The following is a 19,008-nucleotide window of genomic DNA, read 5'->3' as shown; positions in this document are numbered from 1 at the left end:
CCGTTGTACGTTGCGAGGGCGCGGGCCTACGCGCTGTTCCATGGTTGGGGCGGCCGCCGCAGAGACGCATGATGAGCTGCTCCACCGGGAGCGCGGCGGCAGTGGAGACGGGCCTGTTGTCCCGGGACGGCCGGGTCGTGGGCGGTGGGGCCGGCGTCGAAATCGGTACGTGCTCACGCCGGTGGGGGTCGGAAGGCAGCACGTGCTCACGCCGGTCGGGGTCGGAAGGCGGTACGTGCTCACGCCGGTCGGGGTCGGAAGGCGGCACGTGCCCACGCCGGTCGGGGTCGGAAGGCAGCACGCACCCACGCCGGTGGGGGGCGAAGGCAGCATGCACCCGCGATGGCCGGGGTGAGGCGGCACACGCCGCGATGGCTGGGGCCGTAGGCGGCGCGCGGCCGGGGCGGGCGGAGCGGAACGGCTGACCCGTTCAGAAAAGGGAGAGCTGCCCCGGCGTCGGCTCGCGGCGGGCGGTCAGGCTGCCCCGGAACACCCACGGCCGGAACTCGGGTGTCGGGTCGGCGTCGGGAGCCGTCGGGGGATCGCCGCCGGTCAGGGCCCACAAGGACGGGCCCAGGTTGATGCCTCGGGCCCGCAACGCCTGCCGCATCACGAAACGGCTCAACGGCAGGCGGGCCGTGGCCAGGTCGGGGATCGGCAGGTCGTGGCGCATGCTCATCAGGCGGCGGTTGCGGTCGACGATCTCACGGGCGTCGGGGGCGGTGAAGCAGGTGGCGGCGTGGGCGCCGACGGTCTCGCGCACCAGCGCGACGCCGGCCTCCCAGGCGGCCTCGACCGTGCCGAACGCGGCGAGCAGCTTGGCCGCGGTGGTCGCGCCGAAACGGCGTACGCCATGAAGGTTGTCGGACGGGTCGCCCCGGAGCGCGGCGAAATCGCGGTATTGCCAGGGGTGGACGCCGTAGAGCGAGGGCAGGGCGGCCTGGTCGATCAGCACGGCCTCGTCGAAGCCGCCGTTGCGCACCCGCAGCACCGAGGTCGCCTCGTCGATCAGGGCGAACGCGTCACGGTCGCTGGTCATCAGCACGGACTGCCAGCCATTGGCCCGGGCGGTGGCGGCGGCGCTGGCGAGAACGTCGTCGGCCTCGTATGCCCGCGGCACCACCGTGCAGACCCCGGCGTCGCGCAGCAGGCCCGGGGCGGCCAGCAGTTGGGCGGTCAGGTCTTCGGCCTTGTCGGGGCGGTGTGCCTTGTAGGCCGGATAGTCCGTGCGGCGCGCCGACTCTTCCGGACAGTCGAAGCCGACCACCACCGCGTCGGGCCGCAGGTGAGCGGCCGCCCTCGCCATATACCCGAAAAAGCCGCGCAACGCCCAGATCGGATTGCCGTCGTCGTCGACCCAGCCGTCACCCGCGCCGGCGTGGTAGGCGCGGTGCAACAGGCTGTTGCCGTCGAGAACGAGCAGGAGTGGCACGCGAGAGAGACTACGCCGGAGGGGCGACGCTTTCCCGCACCACGAGGGCGGGCGCGATCGTCCGGCGTACGGAATCGGTCGTCCCCGATTCGATCTGAGCGAGCAGAAGTTCCAGCGCGGCGGTGGCGACCGCGTCGAAATCGGGCCGGATCGTCGTGAGCGGAGGGTTGTAGAAACCCGCTTCCGGTACGTCGTCGAAGCCCACGATGCTGACGTCCCCCGGAACCCGGCGGCCGTGCTCGTTGAGCGCCCGCAGCAGCCCCAGCGCGATGTGGTCGTTGGCCGCGAACACCGCCGTGGCCTCGGGCAACCGCGCCAGCAGTTGCCCGTTGCGATAGCCCGAGGCGGCGCTCCAGTCCCCGGTGAGCAGCGGCGGGATCTCGCGGCCGGCCTCGCGCAGGGCGGCCTCCCAGCCCTCGACCCGGCCGGCGGCGTCGAACCAGTCGGCCGGCCCCGAGATGTGCCAGACCGACTCGTGCCCCTGCTCGAGCAGGTGCTGGGTGGCGGCCCGGGCCCCCGCGACCTGGTCGACCGTCACCAGCGTGGACGACCGTTCCGGGTCGCCGTCGATGGTGACCAGCGGTACGTCGTCGGGCAGCTTGGCCAGGGCGGGCCCGGCACTGGCGACGGGCGCGATCACGACGAGCCCGGCGACGCGCTGGTCGAGGTGACGTTCCACGGCGTCGGCGATCGACCGCTCGTCCAGGCTGCGCACGCTGCCCACGTTGACCGCGAAACCGGTGGCCTGCGCCGCCTCCTCGAACGCGGTGAGCATCGACGCCGGCCCGTAGAGGGAAGAGTTCTGCGCGACCACGCCGATCACCTTGGACGTGCCGGTGACCAGCGCCCGGGCCGCCCGGTCGGGCCGGTAACCGAGCTCAGCGATCGCGGCCTGCACCTTGAGGCGGGTCTGCTCGCTGACGTTCGGATGCTCGTTGAGCACACGCGACACCGTCTGATGCGAGACCCCCGCCAGCCGGGCCACATCCATCATGCCCGGCGGCCGACCACGTTTGACGCTCATCCGCGGCAGGATAACGCCTCGATGCAGCCCGCACGCCCCCGAGACGGACCGGCCGGCGGGGTCCGCCCGCCGGCCGGCCTTTCCGGAGAGTCCGCTACGAGAGCGGGCAGGTGTTGCGGTAGTCCGAGATGGAGACGCTGGACGGGCCCGGGCAGATGAACTGGTCGTAGCGGGTGTCGTTGTCCACGAAGCGCTTCAGCCAGGCCACCGCCATGCGCCCGGTGTAGGTGTCGACGGACTGCGGGAAGAAGTGCGACGCGTTGTTCAGCTCCAGGTACGCCTTCTCCGACGCGGCCGGGATGCTGGTGTAGAACGGGATCGAGTGCGACGCCACCGGCGCGATGGTGTCGCTCTCGCCGCCGAGGATCATGGTGGGCACCCGCAGCGTCGACCAGCTCTTGGTCGTGTTCCACGGCGCCAGCGGCACGGCGGCCTGCAGCGACGGACGGGTCCGGGCCGCCTCCAGGCTGCCGCCGCCGCCCATCGAGTGACCCGCGACGGCGAGCCGGGTCGCGTCGATGCGCGTACGCACCGAGCTCTGCCGGGTCAGATAGTCCAGCGCCGCCAGCAGTTGGTCGCCGCGCGAGCCGGGCTGGTCGTACAGGGTGTTGGTCTCGATGCCGATCACCACGAAGCCGTGCGACGCGATGCGCGGGCCCAGCCACGACAGGCTCGACCAGCGGGCGGTGAAGCCGGGCGAGATCGCGACCGCCCCGAACGTGCCCGCGCTGGTCGTGGTCGGGTAGTAGATGGTGCCGCCGCCGAAGCCGCTGACCAGCGACGACACGTTCTCGGTGGCGACGCTGAAGGGTCCGCGGCTCGCGTCCAGCGCGGAGGTGGTCGGGGCCGGACCCCGTTCGTACGGGTTGTCGGCGGCCCGGGCCGGCGCGGCGCCGAGCCCGACGGCGAGTGCGGCGGCCGCGGCCATCGCGAGGACGAACCGGCGTGGTTTGCGAAGTTGCTGCACCTGACACGCTCCCGAGGATGGGGGATTGATGGCGGTCAGTGTTCGGTCGGTTCCTCGGTGTGCGCATCGGCGAAACCACCGGCCTGTTAACACACGCGAAATTTCATCAGCCGAAAAGTCCGCATCCGTGCCTTCCCGGCCGTGGCCTGCGGCGACAGACTCGGCCCATGGTTAGTGCACTTCGGGTGCAAAATTCTTTCCCGTACGGGCGGCAACCCGAGCTGGCGGCGATCCGTTCGCTGCTCGACACCGCCGAGACCGGCTTCGGTAGCGCCCTGGTGTTCGCCGGCGCCCCGGGCGAGGGCCGCACAACCCTGCTGCACGCCGCCGCCCGCCTCGCCGTCGGCCGCCCAGCCGTTGATCGCCCCCACGCCGACCGAGCCACCGGCGAGGCGGTCGGGCGTCTCCAAGCCCATCGAGTCACCGGTGAGGCGGTCGGGCGTCATTTCGCCGACGCTGTCGTCGATGAGGCGGCTCGTCGCTCCGCCGCCGCTCCGGGATGGACGGTTCTCGAAACGGCCGGCCACGCCGACGAGACCGAGCTGCGGCTGGCCGGTCTGCAACGCCTGATCGAGCCGCTGACCCCGTACGCCGCCGATCTCCCCGCCCACCAGCGCGAGCCCCTGACCATGGTCGTCGCCGGCGCCGAACCTGGCTGCGGCCCGCTGACCCTCGGCGTGGCCGTGCTGGCCCTGCTCCGGAGCGCCGCCCGCCGCGGACCGGTGCTCGGCCTGATCGACGACGCCGACCGGCTCGACCCCGCGTCGTGGCAGCAGATCAAGCTGGTCGCCCACCGTCTCGCCGGCTTGCCGGTCGTGCTGCTGGTCACCGCCCGCCGAGCCGTCCCCGACCTGCCGTCGCGGTTGCTCGCACCCCTGGACGACTCCGCGGGTCACGAGCTTCTGGCCGACCGCGCGCCCGGCCTCGCCGCCGAGGTCGCAGCCACCCTGGTCGACCTGGCCGAGGGTCACCCCGGGGCCCTCACCGACCTCGCCGCCGCCCTCACCCCCGAACAGCGCCGCGGTTTCGCCCCGCCCCCGGCGGCCCTGCCCCCGTCCAGCGCGCTACGCCTGCACGCCCGCGCCCTCCTTGAGGAATTCCCCGAGCCCACCCGGCAGCTGTTGCTGCTCGCGGCCGCCGAGCCGAGCGTCACCCCGGCCGAACTGCTCGCGGCCACGAGTTGCGGCCCTCTCCGCACTCTCGCCGATCTGGAACCGGCTGAGCGGGCCGGGATAGTCGAGGTGTCCGGGACCGGCGTGCGGTTCACGCCGGCGGTGCTGCGGTCGGTGATCTATGGCGAGGCCCCGATCGGGCACCGGCACGCCGCTCACCGGGCCCTGGCGGCGACTCTGACCCGGCGTCTTCCGGCGCTGCTGCACCGGGCGGCCCGGGAATCCGGTCCCGACGACGAGCTGGCCCACGAACTGCTCGAAGCCGCGACCTGCGCGCCCGCGGCCGAGGCGTACGTGGCGCGGCGGCGGGCGGCCGAGCTGAGTTCCGACCCGTCCGGCGAGGCGGCGGCGCTGCTGGAGGCGGCCCGTTCGGCCCTGGCGGCGGGCCGTCCCCGGGACGCGACGCCCCTGCTGCGACGGGCCGGTGGTGCGACGGGCAACGCGGTGGTGCGGTCCCGGGCGCGGGCCCTGATCGCGGGGTTGCACGCACGCGGCGCGCCCGCGGAATCACGGGACACCCTGCTCGACGTGGCCGGCGCGCTGATGACCTCGGATCCGGCCGGCGCCCTCGACGCGTTGGTGGTGGCGGGTGAGGCTTGCGGCCGTACGGGAAATGCGGGTCGATTCCCCGCACTGGCGAGACAGGCCGCCGCCCGGTCCCGCGACGACAGCCCGGCCGACGCGATGGCAAAGCACCAGGTGCTCGGGCTGGCCGACCTGATGACCGGCGCCGACGAGAGCGGATTCGGGCATCTGCGCGAGGTGTTGCGACTGGCCGGGCGGACCTCCGAGGCCCAACCGCTGATCCGGGCCGCGAACGCCGCCATCCTGCTCGGCGACGACCACCGCGCCGCCCGGCTCGCCACCCGGGCCGTGACGAGCGCGCGGGAGTCCGGGAACGCTCCGCTGGTGCCCGAGGCGTTGGAGGTCGCCGCGTACGCGGAACTGGCCGCCGGTCGCCACGACGCGGCGCTGGAGAATGCGCTCGACGGGGTTGCGGTCGCCCGGAGCGCCGGCCGCCCCGACCTGGCCGACGCTCACGAGGCGTTGCTCGGGTTGCTGGCGGCGTTCCGGGGCGACGCGCCGACCAGCCGTTCGTTGACGGCTTCCCGGGGCGATGTGGGGACCGGCCGTTCGTTGGCGGCTTTTCGTGACGACGCGGGGACAGGACTTCAGGGCGACGCGGGGAGCAGCCGTTCGCTAGCGTCTTTTTGGGGCGACGCCGGGAGCAGCCGTTCGCTGGCGTCTTATTGGGGCGGCGCCGGGACGAGCTGTTCGTTGGGGGCCTTGCGGGGCGACGCCGGGAGCGGCTGGAAGTCGTCGCCCGCCGGCGAACTGGGGGAGTGGTCGGAGGCGCTGCTCGACCTGGTGGCCGGCGAACCCGCGAAGGCCGCCGACCGCCTGATCCGCATAGCCCGTACGGGCTCGATGACGCTGCGGGTAGCGATCACCCCGCACCTGGTCGAGGCGACCGGCGCGGGCGGGGACGTGTTCGACCGCTGGGCCGCCCGCACCGCCCAGCCCGGCTGGCTGGCCCTACGCAGCCGCTGCCGGGCGCTGACCACCCCCGAGGGCGCCGACGACTACTTCCGCGAGGCCCTGGCGTGGCACGACCGTGACGCCCAGAACGATTTCGCCCGCGCCCACACCGAACTGCTGTACGGCCGCCACCTACGCCGCCGTCGCCGCCCGGCCGAGGCCCGCGATCACCTGCGCCGAGCCGTGGAGACGTTCCACCGCTTCGACGCCGCCCCTTGGGCCGACCAGGCCGCCCGCGAGCTGCGGGCGGCCGGCGAGCGGATCGTCCCGTCCGGCCGGGCGTCGTCCACCGCCCCGCTCACCGCCCCACTCACCGCTCAGCAGGAACGGATCGCCGGCCTGGTCGCCGAGGGCGCCACCAACCGCGAGGTGGCCCGCCAGCTGCACCTGAGCCCCCGAACGATCGACCACCACCTGCGCAACGTCTTCGCCCGCCTAGGCGTCCGCTCCCGAACCGAGCTGGCCCGCCTGCTGGCCGCGGGTTAGGCCTTGATCACCTTCACCGGCGTGATCAGAACGCGTTCGCGGTCGTCGACGACTCGCAGGTCGCCGGTCAGGCGCACCCGGCCTGTGCAGGGCAGATCCGCCGCCGACGTCCCCACCAGCACGTCGATCTCGCCCGGCTCCACGATCCGCGAGAAGTCCCGCCCCGTGAACGCCGTCCGGTCCGCGTGCACCGTGAACGTCACGTCCTTGGCCTCGCCCGCCTCCAGCCCCACCCGCACGAACCCGGTCAGCTGCTTCACCGGCCGGGTCACCTGCGCCACCAGGTCCTTCAGGTAGAGCTGCACCACCTCGTCCCCCGCCCGCGACCCGGTGTTGCGCACCCGCGCCGTCACCGTGAACTCCCCGTCCGTCGGCACCTCGCTCGCCGAGATCCGCAGGTCGTCCACCTCGAAGGTCGTGTACGAGCGGCCGTGACCGAAAGCGAACAGCGGCGTCGGGTCCAGGTTGCTGACCCCGGTGTTCTCCGCGCCCAGCGACGGCAGCAGGTAGGTGCTCGGCTGGCCGCCGGGGTGCCGCGGGATCTGCACCGGCAGTTTCCCGCCGGGGTTGACGCGTCCGGTCAGCACCCCGGCGATCGCGGCGCCGCCCTCTTCGCCCGGCATGAACGCCTGCACCAGGCCGGCGGCGCGGGAGGCGAAACTTCCCAGCGCGTACGGGCGTCCGGACACCACCACCACGACGACCGGCTTGCCCGTCGCGAGCAGCGCCTCGATCAGGTCGGCCTGCACACCGGGCAGCGTCAGGTCTTCGGCGTCGCAGCCCTCGCCTGAGGTGCCGTGCCCGAACAGGCCGGCCAGGTCGCCGACCATCGCCACGGTCACGTCGGCCGACGCGGCGGCGGCCACGGCGGCCTCGAAGCCCGACTTGTCGTCGCCGATCACCGCGCAGCCCTGTTCGTACACCACGTCGGTGTCGGAAAGGGCAGACTTCAGCGCGTCGACCGTGGTCGGCACGTCGATGCCCAGACCAGCCTTGGGATAACGCGGCAGGACGTGGTTGGGGAAGGCGTAACAGCCCATGAACGTACGGGGGTCGGCCGCGGCCGGGCCGACCACCGCGACCTTGGTCAGCGCGCCGGCGAGCGGCAGGGCCGGGCCGGCGTCGAGCAGCACGATCGACCGCTCGGCCATCTCGCGGGCCAGGGCACGGTTCTCGGCGGAGTCGAGGTTCGTGCCGGCGGCCGCCTCGACCGACTTCTCCGGTGTCCAGTCCGCGTCGAGCAGGCCCAGTGCGACCTTCTGGGTGAGCAGGCGGCGCGCGGCCCGGTCGATCAGCTCCTCGGGCACCTGGCCGATCAGGTCGGTGCCGAAGCCCAGCGTGTCGGGCAGTTCGACGTCGATGCCGGCGGTCAGCGACTGGCGCCCGGCGTCGACCATGTCCTCGGCGACGTGGTGGGTGGTGGCCAGGAACGGCACGGCCCAGTAGTCGGAGACGACCGTGCCGGTGAAGCCCCAGCGGTCGCGCAGCAGTTCGGTGAACAGCCACGGGTCGGCCACCGCGGGCAGGCCGTCGATGTCGGAGTACGAGTTCATGACCGAACCGGCGTCGGCCTCACGGATCGCGGTCTCGAACGTCGGCAGGATGATGTCGAGCAGTTCGCGCCGGCCCATCGGCACCGGGCCGTGGTTGCGGGCGCCGCGGGAGGCCGAGTATCCGGCGAAGTGCTTGAGGGTGGCGATCACGCCGGCGCTCTGCAGGCCGCGCACGTATCCGGCGCCGAGCAGGCCCACCAGGTACGGGTCCTCGCCGATGGTCTCCTCGACCCGGCCCCAACGGTAGTCGCGCACCACGTCGAGCACGGGGGAGAGGCCCTGGTGCACGCCGACCGCGGCCATGTCCCGGCCGATCGCGGCGGCCATCCGCTCGACGAGTTCCGGGTCGAAGGTGGCGCCCCAGGCGATGGCGGCCGGATAGACGGTGGCGCCGAAGGTGGTGAACCCGGTCAGGCACTCCTCGTGGACGATCGCCGGAATGCTCAGGCGCGAGTTGGCGAGGACGATGTGCTGCTGACGTACGACCTCAGCGGCGCCTTCGAGGGCAGTAAGGGGGTAACTGCCGTAAACCCGGGTCAGGTGGCCGAGTCCATGCCGACTGGCCTCTTCCAGGGGTATCGTGCCGGAAGCTGCGAAAACATCCTGCATGGGAGCGACATTGAGCGTCTCCTCAGGTTCGGTCTGCTCCTCGTCCTGCATGTCGTTGCCGACCCAGCGACTGCCGAGCTGGCCGATCTTCTCCTCGAGGGTCATCACGGCGAGCAGCGCCTCGACGCGCTCAGCGACTCCTAGCGCCGGGTCCTGCCATGGCTTGGTTGCCGGTTCGTTGGTCACGGCGCAACTCCTCAGTGGTTCCTCAGGTGGTTCCGAAACTTTCAGTGTTTGCACAGGGCAAGTTTTCGGTGCGAGATGATCTTATGCAGGCCTTCCCGCGCCGGTCCGAATCGCGTCCACTCTCGCCATGGGAGCGCGACCACAGCAAGACCCTTGACATGATCAAGCTGAAACCCTACGTTAACGAAACCTCGTGTTAATTTGCGGTTGTCGAGCGAAAGTTGCAGCCTCTGTGACGCGGACGACCTCTCACCACGGCGAAATCTCTCGCCGCCAGGGCGGCGGCATTCGAGTTCGGAGATCAGCGTGACCAATAACCCGATTTCCCGGCGGAACTTCCTCGGCCTGGCCGCGGGGGCCGCGGGTGCCGCGGCCCTGGCGGCCTGTGGCAGCTCCGGTCCCAGCAACAGCGGCGGCGGCAGCACCGGTGGCGGGGGCGGCGCGGCCAGCTACTGGTCGCTGAGCGGTCCGCCCGGCGAGCCGTACCGTCAGGCCGCGATCGACCGGTTCAACAAGGCCAACCCGGACAGCAAGATCACGCCGACGTTCTTCCAGAACGACGCGTACAAGCAGAAGATCAAGACCGCGCTCGGCGCGAACCAGGGCCCGACGATGATCTGGGGCTGGGGCGGTGGCGGCCTCAAGGAGTACGTGAACTCGAACCAGGTCGAGGACCTGACCGACTGGCTCGCGCAGAACGCCGCGGTCAAGGACAAGATCCTCTCGTCCTCGTTCGGCGCCGGCACGGTCAACAACAAGGTCTACGCGCTGCCGGTCGAGACCGTGCAGCCGATCGTGCTCTTCTACAACAAGGAAGCCTTCTCCAAGATCGGCGCCGAGCCCCCGAAGTCGTGGGGCGAGATCATGTCGCTGGTGCCGAAGTTCAACGCCCAGAAGATCGCCCCGTTCTCGCTGGCCGGCCAGTCCCGCTGGACGAACATGATGTGGCTCGAGTTCCTGCTCGACCGCACCGCGGGCTCCGAGGTCTTCGACCGCGTGTTCGCCGGCGAGAAGGACGCGTGGAGCGACCCGGCCGTGCTCGACATGCTGCAGAAGGTGCAGGACCTGGTGAAGGCCAACGGCTTCATCAAGGGCTTCTCCTCGATCGCCGCCGACTCCAACGCCGACCAGGCCCTGCTCTACACGGGCAAGGCCGCGATGATGGTGCACGGCTCCTGGTCCTACGGCATCCAGAAGGAGCAGGGCGGCAACTTCGTCAAGGACGGCAAGCTCGGCTGGATGAACTTCCCGCCGGTCGAGGGCGGCAAGGGCGACCCGACCAACACGGTCGGCAACCCGGGTCAGTACCTCTCGATCTCCTCCAAGGCCACGGCCGAGGCCAAGGAGACCGCCAAGAAGTTCTTCTCGACCACGCTGGTCGACGACGAGGAGAAGGCGGGCTGGGTCAAGTCCGGCGGCGTGCCGGTGCTCAAGGGCGCCGAAAGCCTCTTCACCGGTGACGACGCGCAGTTCCTCAAGGACATGGCCGGCATCGCGAACGGCGCCAAGACCTTCGCGCAGTCGTGGGACCAGGCGCTGAGCCCGACCGCGGCCGAGACCCTGCTCGACAACATCGCCAAGTTGTTCCAGCTGCAGGTCAGCCCGCAGCAGTGGGTCGACGCCATGAACGGAGTCATCGGCAAGTGACAACGATCGCTCCGCCCGTCGTACGGACGAAGGAGCCCTCCAGGTCCAGCGGCGGGCGGAGCGGTTCCGTCCTCTGGATGGCCCTGCCGGCGTTCGTCTGGTTCGTGATCTTCGGCATCGTCCCGCTGCTGGGCGTGCTCGCGCTCAGCTTCACCACCTGGAACGGCATCGGCGAGATCCAGCCGTCTGGTCTGGACAGCTGGAAGGCCACCCTGACCGACCCGGGGCTGCCGCACGCGCTCTGGGTCACCTTCCTGATCATGGCGTTGTCGTGGGCCGTGCAGACCCCGATGTCGATCCTGATCGGCGTCTTTCTGGCCACCAGCAAGCGCTACCGCGAATTCCTCGCCGTGCTCTTCTTCATCCCCCTGCTGCTCAGTTCGGCCGCCATCGCCATCACCTACAAGGCGTTGCTCGACCCGAACTTCGGTCTCGGCACCGGCCTCGGGATCGAACTGCTCAACCAGGACTGGCTGGGCAACTCGACGCTCGCCATGGCCACCCTGATCTTCATCGTGTCCTGGCAGTTCATCCCGTTCCACTCGCTGATCTACCAGGGCGCGGTCCGGCAGATCCCGACCAGCATGTACGAGGCCTCGCAGATCGACGGCGCGGGCCGCGTACGGCAGTTCTTCTCGATCACCCTGCCGCAGCTCAAATACACGATCATCACGTCGTCCACGCTGATGGTCGTCGGGTCGCTGACCTTCTTCGACCTGATCTATGTGCTCACCGCCGGCGGTCCCGGCGACGCCACCCGCGCGCTCGCACTGCTCATGTACCAGCAGGGTTTCCAGGCCAACCTCATGGGTCCGGCCAGCGCCATCGCCGTGATCCTGGTCCTGGTCGGCCTCGGGCTGTCCCTGCTGCTGCGGCGGCTCGGCGGCCGGGGCGACGAGAGCCAGCTGGAAGGAGCCTGAGTTGGCGACCGTCACCAGTCACCGCCCGTCGCCGACCGTGTCCGGCACCCCCGGTGGCACCCGCAAGCGCAACAAGGCCATGTCCTACAACTGGCTCGGCGGCGGCCTGAGCTGGGTCTGGCTGTTCGTCGTGATGCTGCCGATCTACTGGATCGTCATCACCAGCTTCAAGACGCAGGCGAACTACTTCATCACCAACCCCCTGGCGCCGCCGAGCGAGCTGACCTTCGAGAACTACAAGACGGTCATCGAGTCCGACATCGTCCGCTACTTCATCAACAGCGTCATCGTCACCGTCGGCGCGGTGATCCCCGCCGTGGCGGTCAGCTTCATGGCGGCGTACGCGATCGTCCGGGGTTCCAACAGCCGCATCCTGCGCGGCATGAACTGGGTGTTCCTGATGGGCCTGGCGATCCCGCTGCAAGCGGTGATCATCCCGGTCTACCTGATCATCATCCGGCTCCAGATGTACGACACCCTGGCCGCGATCATCCTGCCCTCGATCGCGTTCGCCATCCCGCTGAGCGTGCTCGTGCTGTCGAACTTCATCCGTGACGTCCCGAAGGAACTCTTCGAGTCGATGCGCATGGACGGCGCCAGCGAGTGGGGCACGATGTGGCGGCTGGCGTTCCCGCTCACCCGGCCCGCCCTGGTGACCGTGACGATCTACAACGGCCTCGGCATCTGGAACGGCTTCCTGCTGCCCCTGGTGCTCACCCAGAGCCCCGACCAGCGCACGGTCCCGCTCGCCCTGGCCACGTTCTCCGGTCAGTTCGGCGTGAACGTGCCGGCCATCGCCGCGTCGGTCACCCTGACCACGCTGCCGATCGTCCTGCTCTACGCGATCGGGCGTCGCCAGCTACTCAGTGGTCTTACCGCCGGTTTCAGCAAATAGCCGGGTGCTCTCGCGGACGACCAGCTCGGTCGCCAGCTCGACCCGGGGAGTCTCGATGGGCTCGCCGCGTGACAGTCGAAGGACGGTCCGCGCGGCGAGCCCGCCCATGTCGGCCAGCGGCTGCCGCACGGTGGTCAGCGGCGGCGACGACCAGCGGGCCTCGGGCAGGTCGTCGAAGCCGACCACGCTCAGGTCGTCGGGCACCCGGAAGCCGCGCAGCCGGGCCGCCTCGTACACGCCGAGGGCCATCTGGTCGCTCGACGCGAAGATCGCGGTCGGCGGGTCGTCGCGGTCGAGCAGCCGCTGAGCGGCCGCGAAACCGCCCTCGTGCCGGAAGTCGCCGGGCTCGATCAGCTTGCGGTCGACCCGCAGGCCGGCCGACTCGAGCGCCGCGCGGTAGCCGTCGAGGCGGGCCCGGCTGCAGAGCAGGTTGCGTGGACCCTCGATCAACCCGATGCGGGTGTGACCGAGAGAGATCAGGTGTTCGGTGGCGCTGCGGCCGCCCGACCAGTTCGTCGCGCCGATCGTCGGCACGTCGGCCGCGGCACCACCGGCCGGGTCGATGATCACCATCGGGACGTTGAGGCGGTGCAGCTCGGTGTAGACCGGGCCGGCCCCGTCCGAGATCACCAGGACCACGCCGTCGGACTGGCGGGACCGCAGGTTCTGCAGCCACTGCCGGGTCGAGGCGGTGCGCCGGTGCACGGCCGAGATGACGGTGCCGACGCCGGCCGCGTGGGTGACCTCCTCGACGCCGCGGATCAGCTCGACCGCCCACGGGCTGTCGAGGTCGTGGAAAACGAGGTCGATGAGACCGGCGCGCAGCGGCTGGCGAGAGTTACGAGGACGGTAGTCGTGCTCCCGTAAAAGGTGCTCGATGCGGTCGCGCGTTTCCGGTGACACATCCGTACGCCCATTGAGCACTCGCGACACCGTGGGCACGGAAACCCCGGCCGCCTCGGCAATGGTCGCGATCGTGACTCGCCTAGCGCTCGCGGCCATTCGACTCTCCTCGCTCGCCCAACCACATCCCGAAACTTTCGTTCGGGAGTTCCGGAAGTATTGCACATTCCGCGGCGGATAAGGGCACGTGCACACGTCTGATCTCGGCGCGGTCCGGGTAAGGCCCCTCTCATGCCACTCATCGCCGGTCGTTACCGCCTCGGCGAGACCCTCGGCACGGGCGGGATGGGCAAGGTCTGGCTGGCCCGCGACGAGGTGCTCGATCGCGACGTCGCCATCAAAGAGGTGCTGCTGCCGGACGGCGTCGGGCACCCTGAACGCCGTACGCTCCGGGAGGCGCGCGCCGCGGCCCGGCTCGGTCACCCCAACGTCGTGCAGGTCTTCGACGTCTTCGAGGTCGACGGCCGCGCGTGGATCGTCATGGAGTACGTGCCGTCCCGCTCGCTGCAGGACGAGCTGCGCACCGAGGGCCCGATCGACCCGCGCCGCGCCGCCCGCATCGGCCTTGACCTGATCGCCGCGCTGCGCGCCGCCCACGCCGCCGGGGTCGACCACCGCGACGTGAAGCCCGCGAACGTCCTGCTGGCCGACGACGGCCGGGTGCTGCTGACCGATTTCGGCATAGCCACCATCGAGGGCGACGCCCAGATCAGCACGTCCGACATGCTGCTCGGCTCGCCCGAATACATGTCACCCGAACGAGCCAAGTACGGCACCGCAGGCCTGGCCTCCGACCTGTGGTCCCTGGGCGCGACCCTCTACGCGGCGGTCGAGGGGCAGTCGCCGTTCCACCGGGCGAGCGCCCTGGGCACGCTGACCGCCCTGGCCGCCGACGAGCCCGACCCGCCGCGCCAGGCCGGCCCCTTGGAGCCGGTGCTGGCCGGCCTGCTCCGCAAGGATCCGGAGGCCCGCCTGGACGCGGCCGAGACGGAACACCTGCTCCGCACGGCTTCGGCCGGCGCCTACGGCCACGCCCTGGTGCCCGCTCCGGCCGGCGCCACCACGACCGACGACCTCAGCCTGCCTGAGACCACGAGCGAAAAGCCTTCCCCCGTACGGGAACCGGCCGTGATCCCGGCGCAACGCGCCGCGCCCGTGTCGCCGCCCCCGCCGCCGAGCCCCGTGGCGCCCGACTCGCCGGCCCCCGGTGTCGCACCCGCGTCCGCGCACGGTCCGGATCGGCGCTGGATCGTCGCGCTGTCCATCGTCGTGGTCGTCCTGGTGGTGGCGGCCGTCGTCTGGGCCGTGACCCGCCCGGACGGCGAACCCACCAGCTCGAGCGCGCCGCCGGCCACCTCCGCCGTGGTCACACCGTCATCCGCGCCCGCCACCACGGCCTCGTCCCCGTCGTCCCCTTCGGCCTCCCCGTCGTCGCCACCGTCATCGCCGCCGACCTCGGCCGCGACCGGTTCCGATCTCCCGACGCTGCCGGACGGCTGGCGTGACTACCGTGACGCCACCGGTTTCGCCCTCTACGTGCCGGAGGGCTGGACCCGCTCGAAGGAGGGCCGGATGGTCTACTTCCGCAGGGGCTCCCAGGTGCTGGGTATCGACCAGACCAAGAAGCCCGCCCCCGACCCGGTCGCCGACTGGCGGGGCAAGGCCGACTACCGCGTGGACCGCGGCGACTTCCCCTCGTACGACGAGATCCGCATCGACGCCGTCGACTACTTCGAGAAGGCCGCCGACTGGGAGTTCACCTTCACCCGGGGCGGGACCCGCCAGCACGTCAACAACCGCGGCGTGGTCACGTCGGAGAACCAGGCGTACGGCATCTACTGGCAGACCCGCGACGCCGACTGGTCCAGCCACGAGGACGACCTGCAGCTCATCTTCGACAGCTTCCGCCCCGCCGATTGACGTTTCCGCTGGAACGTGGACGACGGGTCCTGGCTGGCCGACGCCATGACCGCCGCCCTGACCTCCCCGCTGACGATCCCAGCCACGAGCCGCGGCATCAGGACGGTGGCCAGAAACCGGTGCGGGACGGTCAGAACTCGACTAGTTCGGTGGTGCGGATGGTGATGGGGAAGGGCTCATGGGCGAGCAGTTCCTCGCCGGGCTTCGCGACGGCCTCCTCCACGTATCTGCTGTTCCGGCGGCGAAGGAGACGCAGGGTCACGCCCTGGTAGTCCGGCATCTCAGGTTCGACCAGCAGATACCAATCGATCTTCGCGGCGGCGTAGAGGTCGCTCTTGGCGAAGCGGTCCATCCGTCCCGTGCTCGGCGAGACGATCTCAGCGACGAGGGTGACATCCGCCGGCTCGACGACCGTGCCGAGCCGGACGCTCCAGTCGACCACGACGAGGTCGGGAACGAGGATGCGATTGGTCTGCAGGCGGAGGTTGACGGCCTCGAAGGTCTTCAGGTTGGCGGATCGCGCCGCGGGACGTAGCGCTGTGTGCAAGAGGTAAGAGATGCCCTGATGAGGCACGTTCGGTCCCGGGCTCACCCAGAGTCCCCCGTCGATCAGCTCGATGCGGTTCGCATGCCGGTCGAGCGCGAGGAACTCCGCTTCGGTCCACGGTTCCGGGCGGTCCAGGTTCACCTCGGTCATGGGCAGAGTGTCGCATGCGCTCATGCCGCGAATCGTCGCATGCCTAGTTGTCACACGTCAATGTTCATCCGACAAGACGAGGGGCGCGGGCGGCGTCGGGCAGGTGGGAGCGCGTCAACGGGGGATGGAGAGGGCGGGCGCGCGGGCGGCGTCGGCCAGGTGGGCCGCCACCGCCTCGTGGTCGGCGGTGATCAGGCCGGCCGTGACGCGCAGGTGGGGTGGGCCGGGAGTGACCTGGAACGACGTGCCGGCGGCGGCCGCGATGCCGTGGCTGGCCAGGGAGATCAGCGCCGCCTGCTCGTCCGCGACCGGGAGCCACAGGTTGATGCCGTCGCCGGGTGGCAGGGCCACGCCGTGGGTGGCCAGGGCGGCGACGGTCAGGTGGCGGCGCCGGGCGTACTCCTCCCGGGCCGTGGCCACCGCCGCCTTCGAGGTGGGGTCGGTCAACAGGGTCAGGAGCAGGTGCTGCAGCAGGCGGCTGGTCCAGCCCTGGCCCAGCAACCGCCGTTCGAGCACCGGGTCGAGCACCGCGGCCGGGGCCGACACCGCGGCCAGGCGCAGGTCGGGACCGTGCGACTTGGAGAAGCTGCGGACGTGGACGGTCTGGCTCGGCAGGTGCCGGCCCAGCGACAACGGCGTCACCGAGGACACGTCTCCGGCCGAGTCGTCCTCCACGGCGTACAGGGAAGGGGTCTGGGAGATCACCTCGGCGAGCTCGGCCGCCCGCGTCGACGACCACGAAGCGCCGGTGGGGTTGAGGGCCCGGGGCTGGAGGAAGACCACGGCGGGGCGCTGGGTGAGGGCGGCGGCGAGGGCGGACGGCAGCATGCCGCGGGCGTCGGTGCCGGCGCCGATCACCTGGACGCCCAGGGATTCGAGGAGGTCGAGCAACGGCGGGAAGCACGGGTTCTCGACCACGGCCCGGTCGCCGAGGCGCAGCAGGGACGAGGCCACGTGGTCGATCGCGTCCATGGCGCCGTCGAAGATCGCCAGGCGTTCGGGGGAGTACGGCCACCGGCCGCGCAGCAGGGAACCCAGCGCGGGCAGCACGGGCTCGTCGAGATAGCTGGTCGGCGCGGGGGAGAGGCCGGCCAGGGCGGGCAGAGAAGGCAGAAGACGCGGGTCCGGTACGCCGGTGGACAGATCGAGCGCGAAGCCGGTGCGCCCGCGCAGGGCCGCCCGGTAGCGGCCCGGACCGTCGGCCCGCGAGGTGGCGACGACCGTGCCGCGACGGCCGTCGGTCTGGATGGTGCCCGCGCGGCGCAGCAGCTGCCAGGCGGCGTTGACCGTGGTCGGCGACATCCGCAGTTCGGCGGCGACGACGCGTACGGGAGGAAGCTTGCGGCCCGGAAGCAGGACGCCGTCGCCCACCGCGCGCCCGACGGCCTCGGCCAGCCCGCGCGCCGAGGGCTCACGCAGTCGATCACGCACCTCGGAGAACAAGTATCTATTCCGATCTATGGCGGCGGACGGGGCGGCGGGCGAGGTGGCGGGCGGGGCGGCAGGACGGATTTTGTGACAGTACGTTTCATGCATTGTTCGGTCCAGAGGTGTTACGTAATCTCCGAGCATGAATCGCATTGCGCACTGGATCGGAGGCGCCGAGCGCCCCGGCACGTCGGGCCGGGTCGGCCCCGTCTTCAACCCCGCCACCGGCGAGCAGACCGCCGAGGTCGATCTCGCCTCCGTCGCCGAGGTCGCCGAGGCCGTCGCCGTCGCCAAGCAGGCCGCGCAGGAGTGGCGTTCGGCCTCGCTGGCGAAGCGTTCCGCGGTGCTGTTCAAGTTCCGCGAGCTGCTCGCCGCGAGCACCCAGGAACTGGCCGCGATCATCACCAGCGAGCACGGCAAGGTGCTCTCCGACGCGGCCGGCGAGGTCGCCCGCGGCCTGGAGAACGCCGAGTTCGCGACCGGCATCCCGCACCTGATGAAGGGCTCGTTCTCGGAGCAGGCGGCGACCGGTGTCGACGTCTATTCGATCAAGCAGCCGCTCGGTGTGGTCGCCGGCATCACCCCGTTCAACTTCCCGGCCATGGTGCCGCTGTGGATGTGCACCACGGCGATCGCGGCCGGCAACGCGTTCGTGCTCAAGCCCAGCGAGAAGGACCCCTCCTCGGCGCTGTTCCTGGCCCGGCTGTGGAAGCAGGCCGGGCTGCCCGAGGGCGTCTTCACCGTGGTCAACGGGGACGTCGAGGCGGTCAACGCGATCCTCACCCACCCGGACATCGCCGCGGTCAGCTTCGTCGGCTCGACCCCGGTGGCCAAGCACATCTATGAGACCGGCACCGCGCACGGCAAGCGGGTTCAGGCCCTCGGTGGCGCCAAGAACCACATGGTGGTGCTGCCCGACGCCGAGCTCGACGCCGCCGCCGACGCCGCGGTCAACGCCGCGTACGGATCGGCCGGCGAGCGCTGCATGGCCGTCTCGGTCGTGGTGGCCGTCGGTGACATCGCCGACCCACTGGTCGACGCGATCGCGGCCCGCCTGCCCAAGCTGAAGGTCGGCGACGGCACCGACCCCGAGTCGCAGATGGGCCCGCTGATCACCGCCCAGCACCGCGAGAAGGTGGCCGGCTACATCGCGAAGGGCGCCGAGGCGGGCGCGACCGTGGTGGCCGACGGCCGCGAGGCGGAGGTTCCGGGCAACGGCTACTTCCTCGGTGTCACGCTGCTCGACAACGTCAAGCCGGAGATGGACGTCTACACCGACGAGATCTTCGGGCCGGTGCTGGCCGTGGTGCGCGCCGAGACGTACGCGGAAGCCGTTGCTCTGATCAATGACAACGAGTACGGCAACGGGACCGCCATCTTCACCCGGGACGGCGGCGCCGCCCGGCAGTTCCAGTTCGACGTGAACGCGGGCATGGTCGGCGTCAACGTGCCGATCCCGGTGCCGGTCGCCTACTACTCGTTCGGCGGCTGGAAGGCCTCGCTGTTCGGCGACACCCACATGTACGGGCCGGACGGCATCCACTTCTTCACCCGCTCGAAGGTCGTCACGTCGCGCTGGCCGGATCCCGGCACCTCCGCGATCGACCTCGGCTTCCCCACGAACCGATAG

General features: G+C 71.0%; 13 protein-coding genes. 6 read left to right on the top strand and 7 right to left on the bottom strand.

The features are described 5' to 3' along the window. Positions 1–430: 430 nt before the first annotated feature. The 3 genes from JIG36_RS30145 to JIG36_RS30135 all read right to left on the bottom strand — a co-directional run bounded on the left by JIG36_RS30145 (position 431) and on the right by JIG36_RS30135 (position 3,384). Positions 431–1,432 carry a 5'-3' exonuclease gene (locus JIG36_RS30145; RefSeq protein ID WP_203379769.1) on the bottom strand — a complete coding sequence of 334 codons (1,002 nt, stop codon included), beginning with the start codon at positions 1,430–1,432 and terminating at the stop codon, positions 431–433. A gap of 10 nt (positions 1,433–1,442) precedes the next feature. Next, positions 1,443–2,426: a LacI family DNA-binding transcriptional regulator gene (locus tag JIG36_RS30140; protein ID WP_203379981.1), complete on the bottom strand. Its 984-nt coding sequence runs from the start codon at positions 2,424–2,426 to the stop codon at positions 1,443–1,445. Positions 2,427–2,550: 124 nt separating this feature from the next. Further along, positions 2,551–3,384 (bottom strand): alpha/beta hydrolase family protein, encoded by an 834-nt coding sequence (locus JIG36_RS30135; RefSeq protein WP_203379980.1) that lies wholly within the window; start codon positions 3,382–3,384, stop codon positions 2,551–2,553. 206 nt (positions 3,385–3,590) lie between these two features. On the opposite strand from JIG36_RS30135, the gene JIG36_RS30130 reads away from it, so the two are divergent. Next, positions 3,591–6,620: a helix-turn-helix transcriptional regulator gene (locus tag JIG36_RS30130; protein WP_203379768.1), complete on the top strand. Its 3,030-nt coding sequence runs from the start codon at positions 3,591–3,593 to the stop codon at positions 6,618–6,620. Here JIG36_RS30130 and JIG36_RS30125 read toward each other — a convergent pair. Beyond that, on the bottom strand, positions 6,617–8,968 hold the full coding sequence (locus JIG36_RS30125; protein ID WP_203379767.1) for a glycoside hydrolase family 3 N-terminal domain-containing protein: 2,352 nt from the start codon (positions 8,966–8,968) through the stop codon (positions 6,617–6,619). The genes JIG36_RS30130 and JIG36_RS30125 overlap by 4 nt on opposite strands. Before the next feature lie 306 nt (positions 8,969–9,274). Here JIG36_RS30125 and JIG36_RS30120 point away from each other — a divergent pair, with 306 nt between their 5' ends. From JIG36_RS30120 to JIG36_RS30110, 3 genes are read left to right on the top strand one after another with little or no spacing between them, the layout of a single operon-like run. Then, entirely contained in the window at positions 9,275–10,615 is a 1,341-nt protein-coding gene (locus JIG36_RS30120; protein ID WP_203379766.1) for an extracellular solute-binding protein, read from the top strand. Beyond that, a complete protein-coding gene (locus tag JIG36_RS30115; protein ID WP_307872965.1) occupies positions 10,612–11,535 on the top strand; it encodes a carbohydrate ABC transporter permease in 924 nt (307 codons plus the stop codon). The genes JIG36_RS30120 and JIG36_RS30115 overlap by 4 nt, the downstream gene beginning before the upstream one ends. Before the next feature lies 1 nt (position 11,536). Further along, a complete protein-coding gene (locus tag JIG36_RS30110) occupies positions 11,537–12,430 on the top strand; it encodes a carbohydrate ABC transporter permease (RefSeq protein ID WP_236048483.1) in 894 nt (297 codons plus the stop codon). On the opposite strand, the gene JIG36_RS30105 is transcribed toward JIG36_RS30110, so the two are convergent. After that, on the bottom strand, positions 12,395–13,432 hold the full coding sequence (locus JIG36_RS30105) for a LacI family DNA-binding transcriptional regulator (protein ID WP_203379764.1): 1,038 nt from the start codon (positions 13,430–13,432) through the stop codon (positions 12,395–12,397). The genes JIG36_RS30110 and JIG36_RS30105 overlap by 36 nt on opposite strands. A gap of 132 nt (positions 13,433–13,564) precedes the next feature. Between JIG36_RS30105 and JIG36_RS30100 the strand changes: the two genes are divergently transcribed. Then, the gene (locus JIG36_RS30100; protein WP_203379763.1) at positions 13,565–15,253 is read left to right on the top strand and encodes a serine/threonine-protein kinase; all 1,689 of its coding nucleotides are present in this window, start codon (positions 13,565–13,567) and stop codon (positions 15,251–15,253) included. Between the two features lie 130 nt (positions 15,254–15,383). Here the strand turns inward: JIG36_RS30100 and JIG36_RS30095 are convergent, their stop codons facing one another. Together JIG36_RS30095 and JIG36_RS30090 are read right to left on the bottom strand one after the other, a co-directional pair. Then, a complete protein-coding gene (locus tag JIG36_RS30095) occupies positions 15,384–15,950 on the bottom strand; it encodes a Uma2 family endonuclease (RefSeq protein ID WP_236048482.1) in 567 nt (188 codons plus the stop codon). Positions 15,951–16,064: 114 nt separating this feature from the next. After that, positions 16,065–17,381 carry a GntR family transcriptional regulator gene (locus tag JIG36_RS30090; protein ID WP_307872964.1) on the bottom strand — a complete coding sequence of 439 codons (1,317 nt, stop codon included), beginning with the start codon at positions 17,379–17,381 and terminating at the stop codon, positions 16,065–16,067. Between the two features lie 139 nt (positions 17,382–17,520). Between JIG36_RS30090 and JIG36_RS30085 the strand changes: the two genes are divergently transcribed. Then, positions 17,521–19,008, top strand: a complete 1,488-nt coding sequence (locus JIG36_RS30085) for a CoA-acylating methylmalonate-semialdehyde dehydrogenase (RefSeq protein WP_203379760.1) — start codon at positions 17,521–17,523, stop codon at positions 19,006–19,008.

Origin of the sequence: Paractinoplanes ovalisporus (genome assembly GCF_016834655.1) — a bacterium.
In the GTDB taxonomy this organism is placed as follows: domain Bacteria; phylum Actinomycetota; class Actinomycetes; order Mycobacteriales; family Micromonosporaceae; genus Actinoplanes; species Actinoplanes ovalisporus.
Note: the sequence above shows the minus strand (reverse complement) of the source record. Positions and strands in the feature narration are given on the sequence as shown.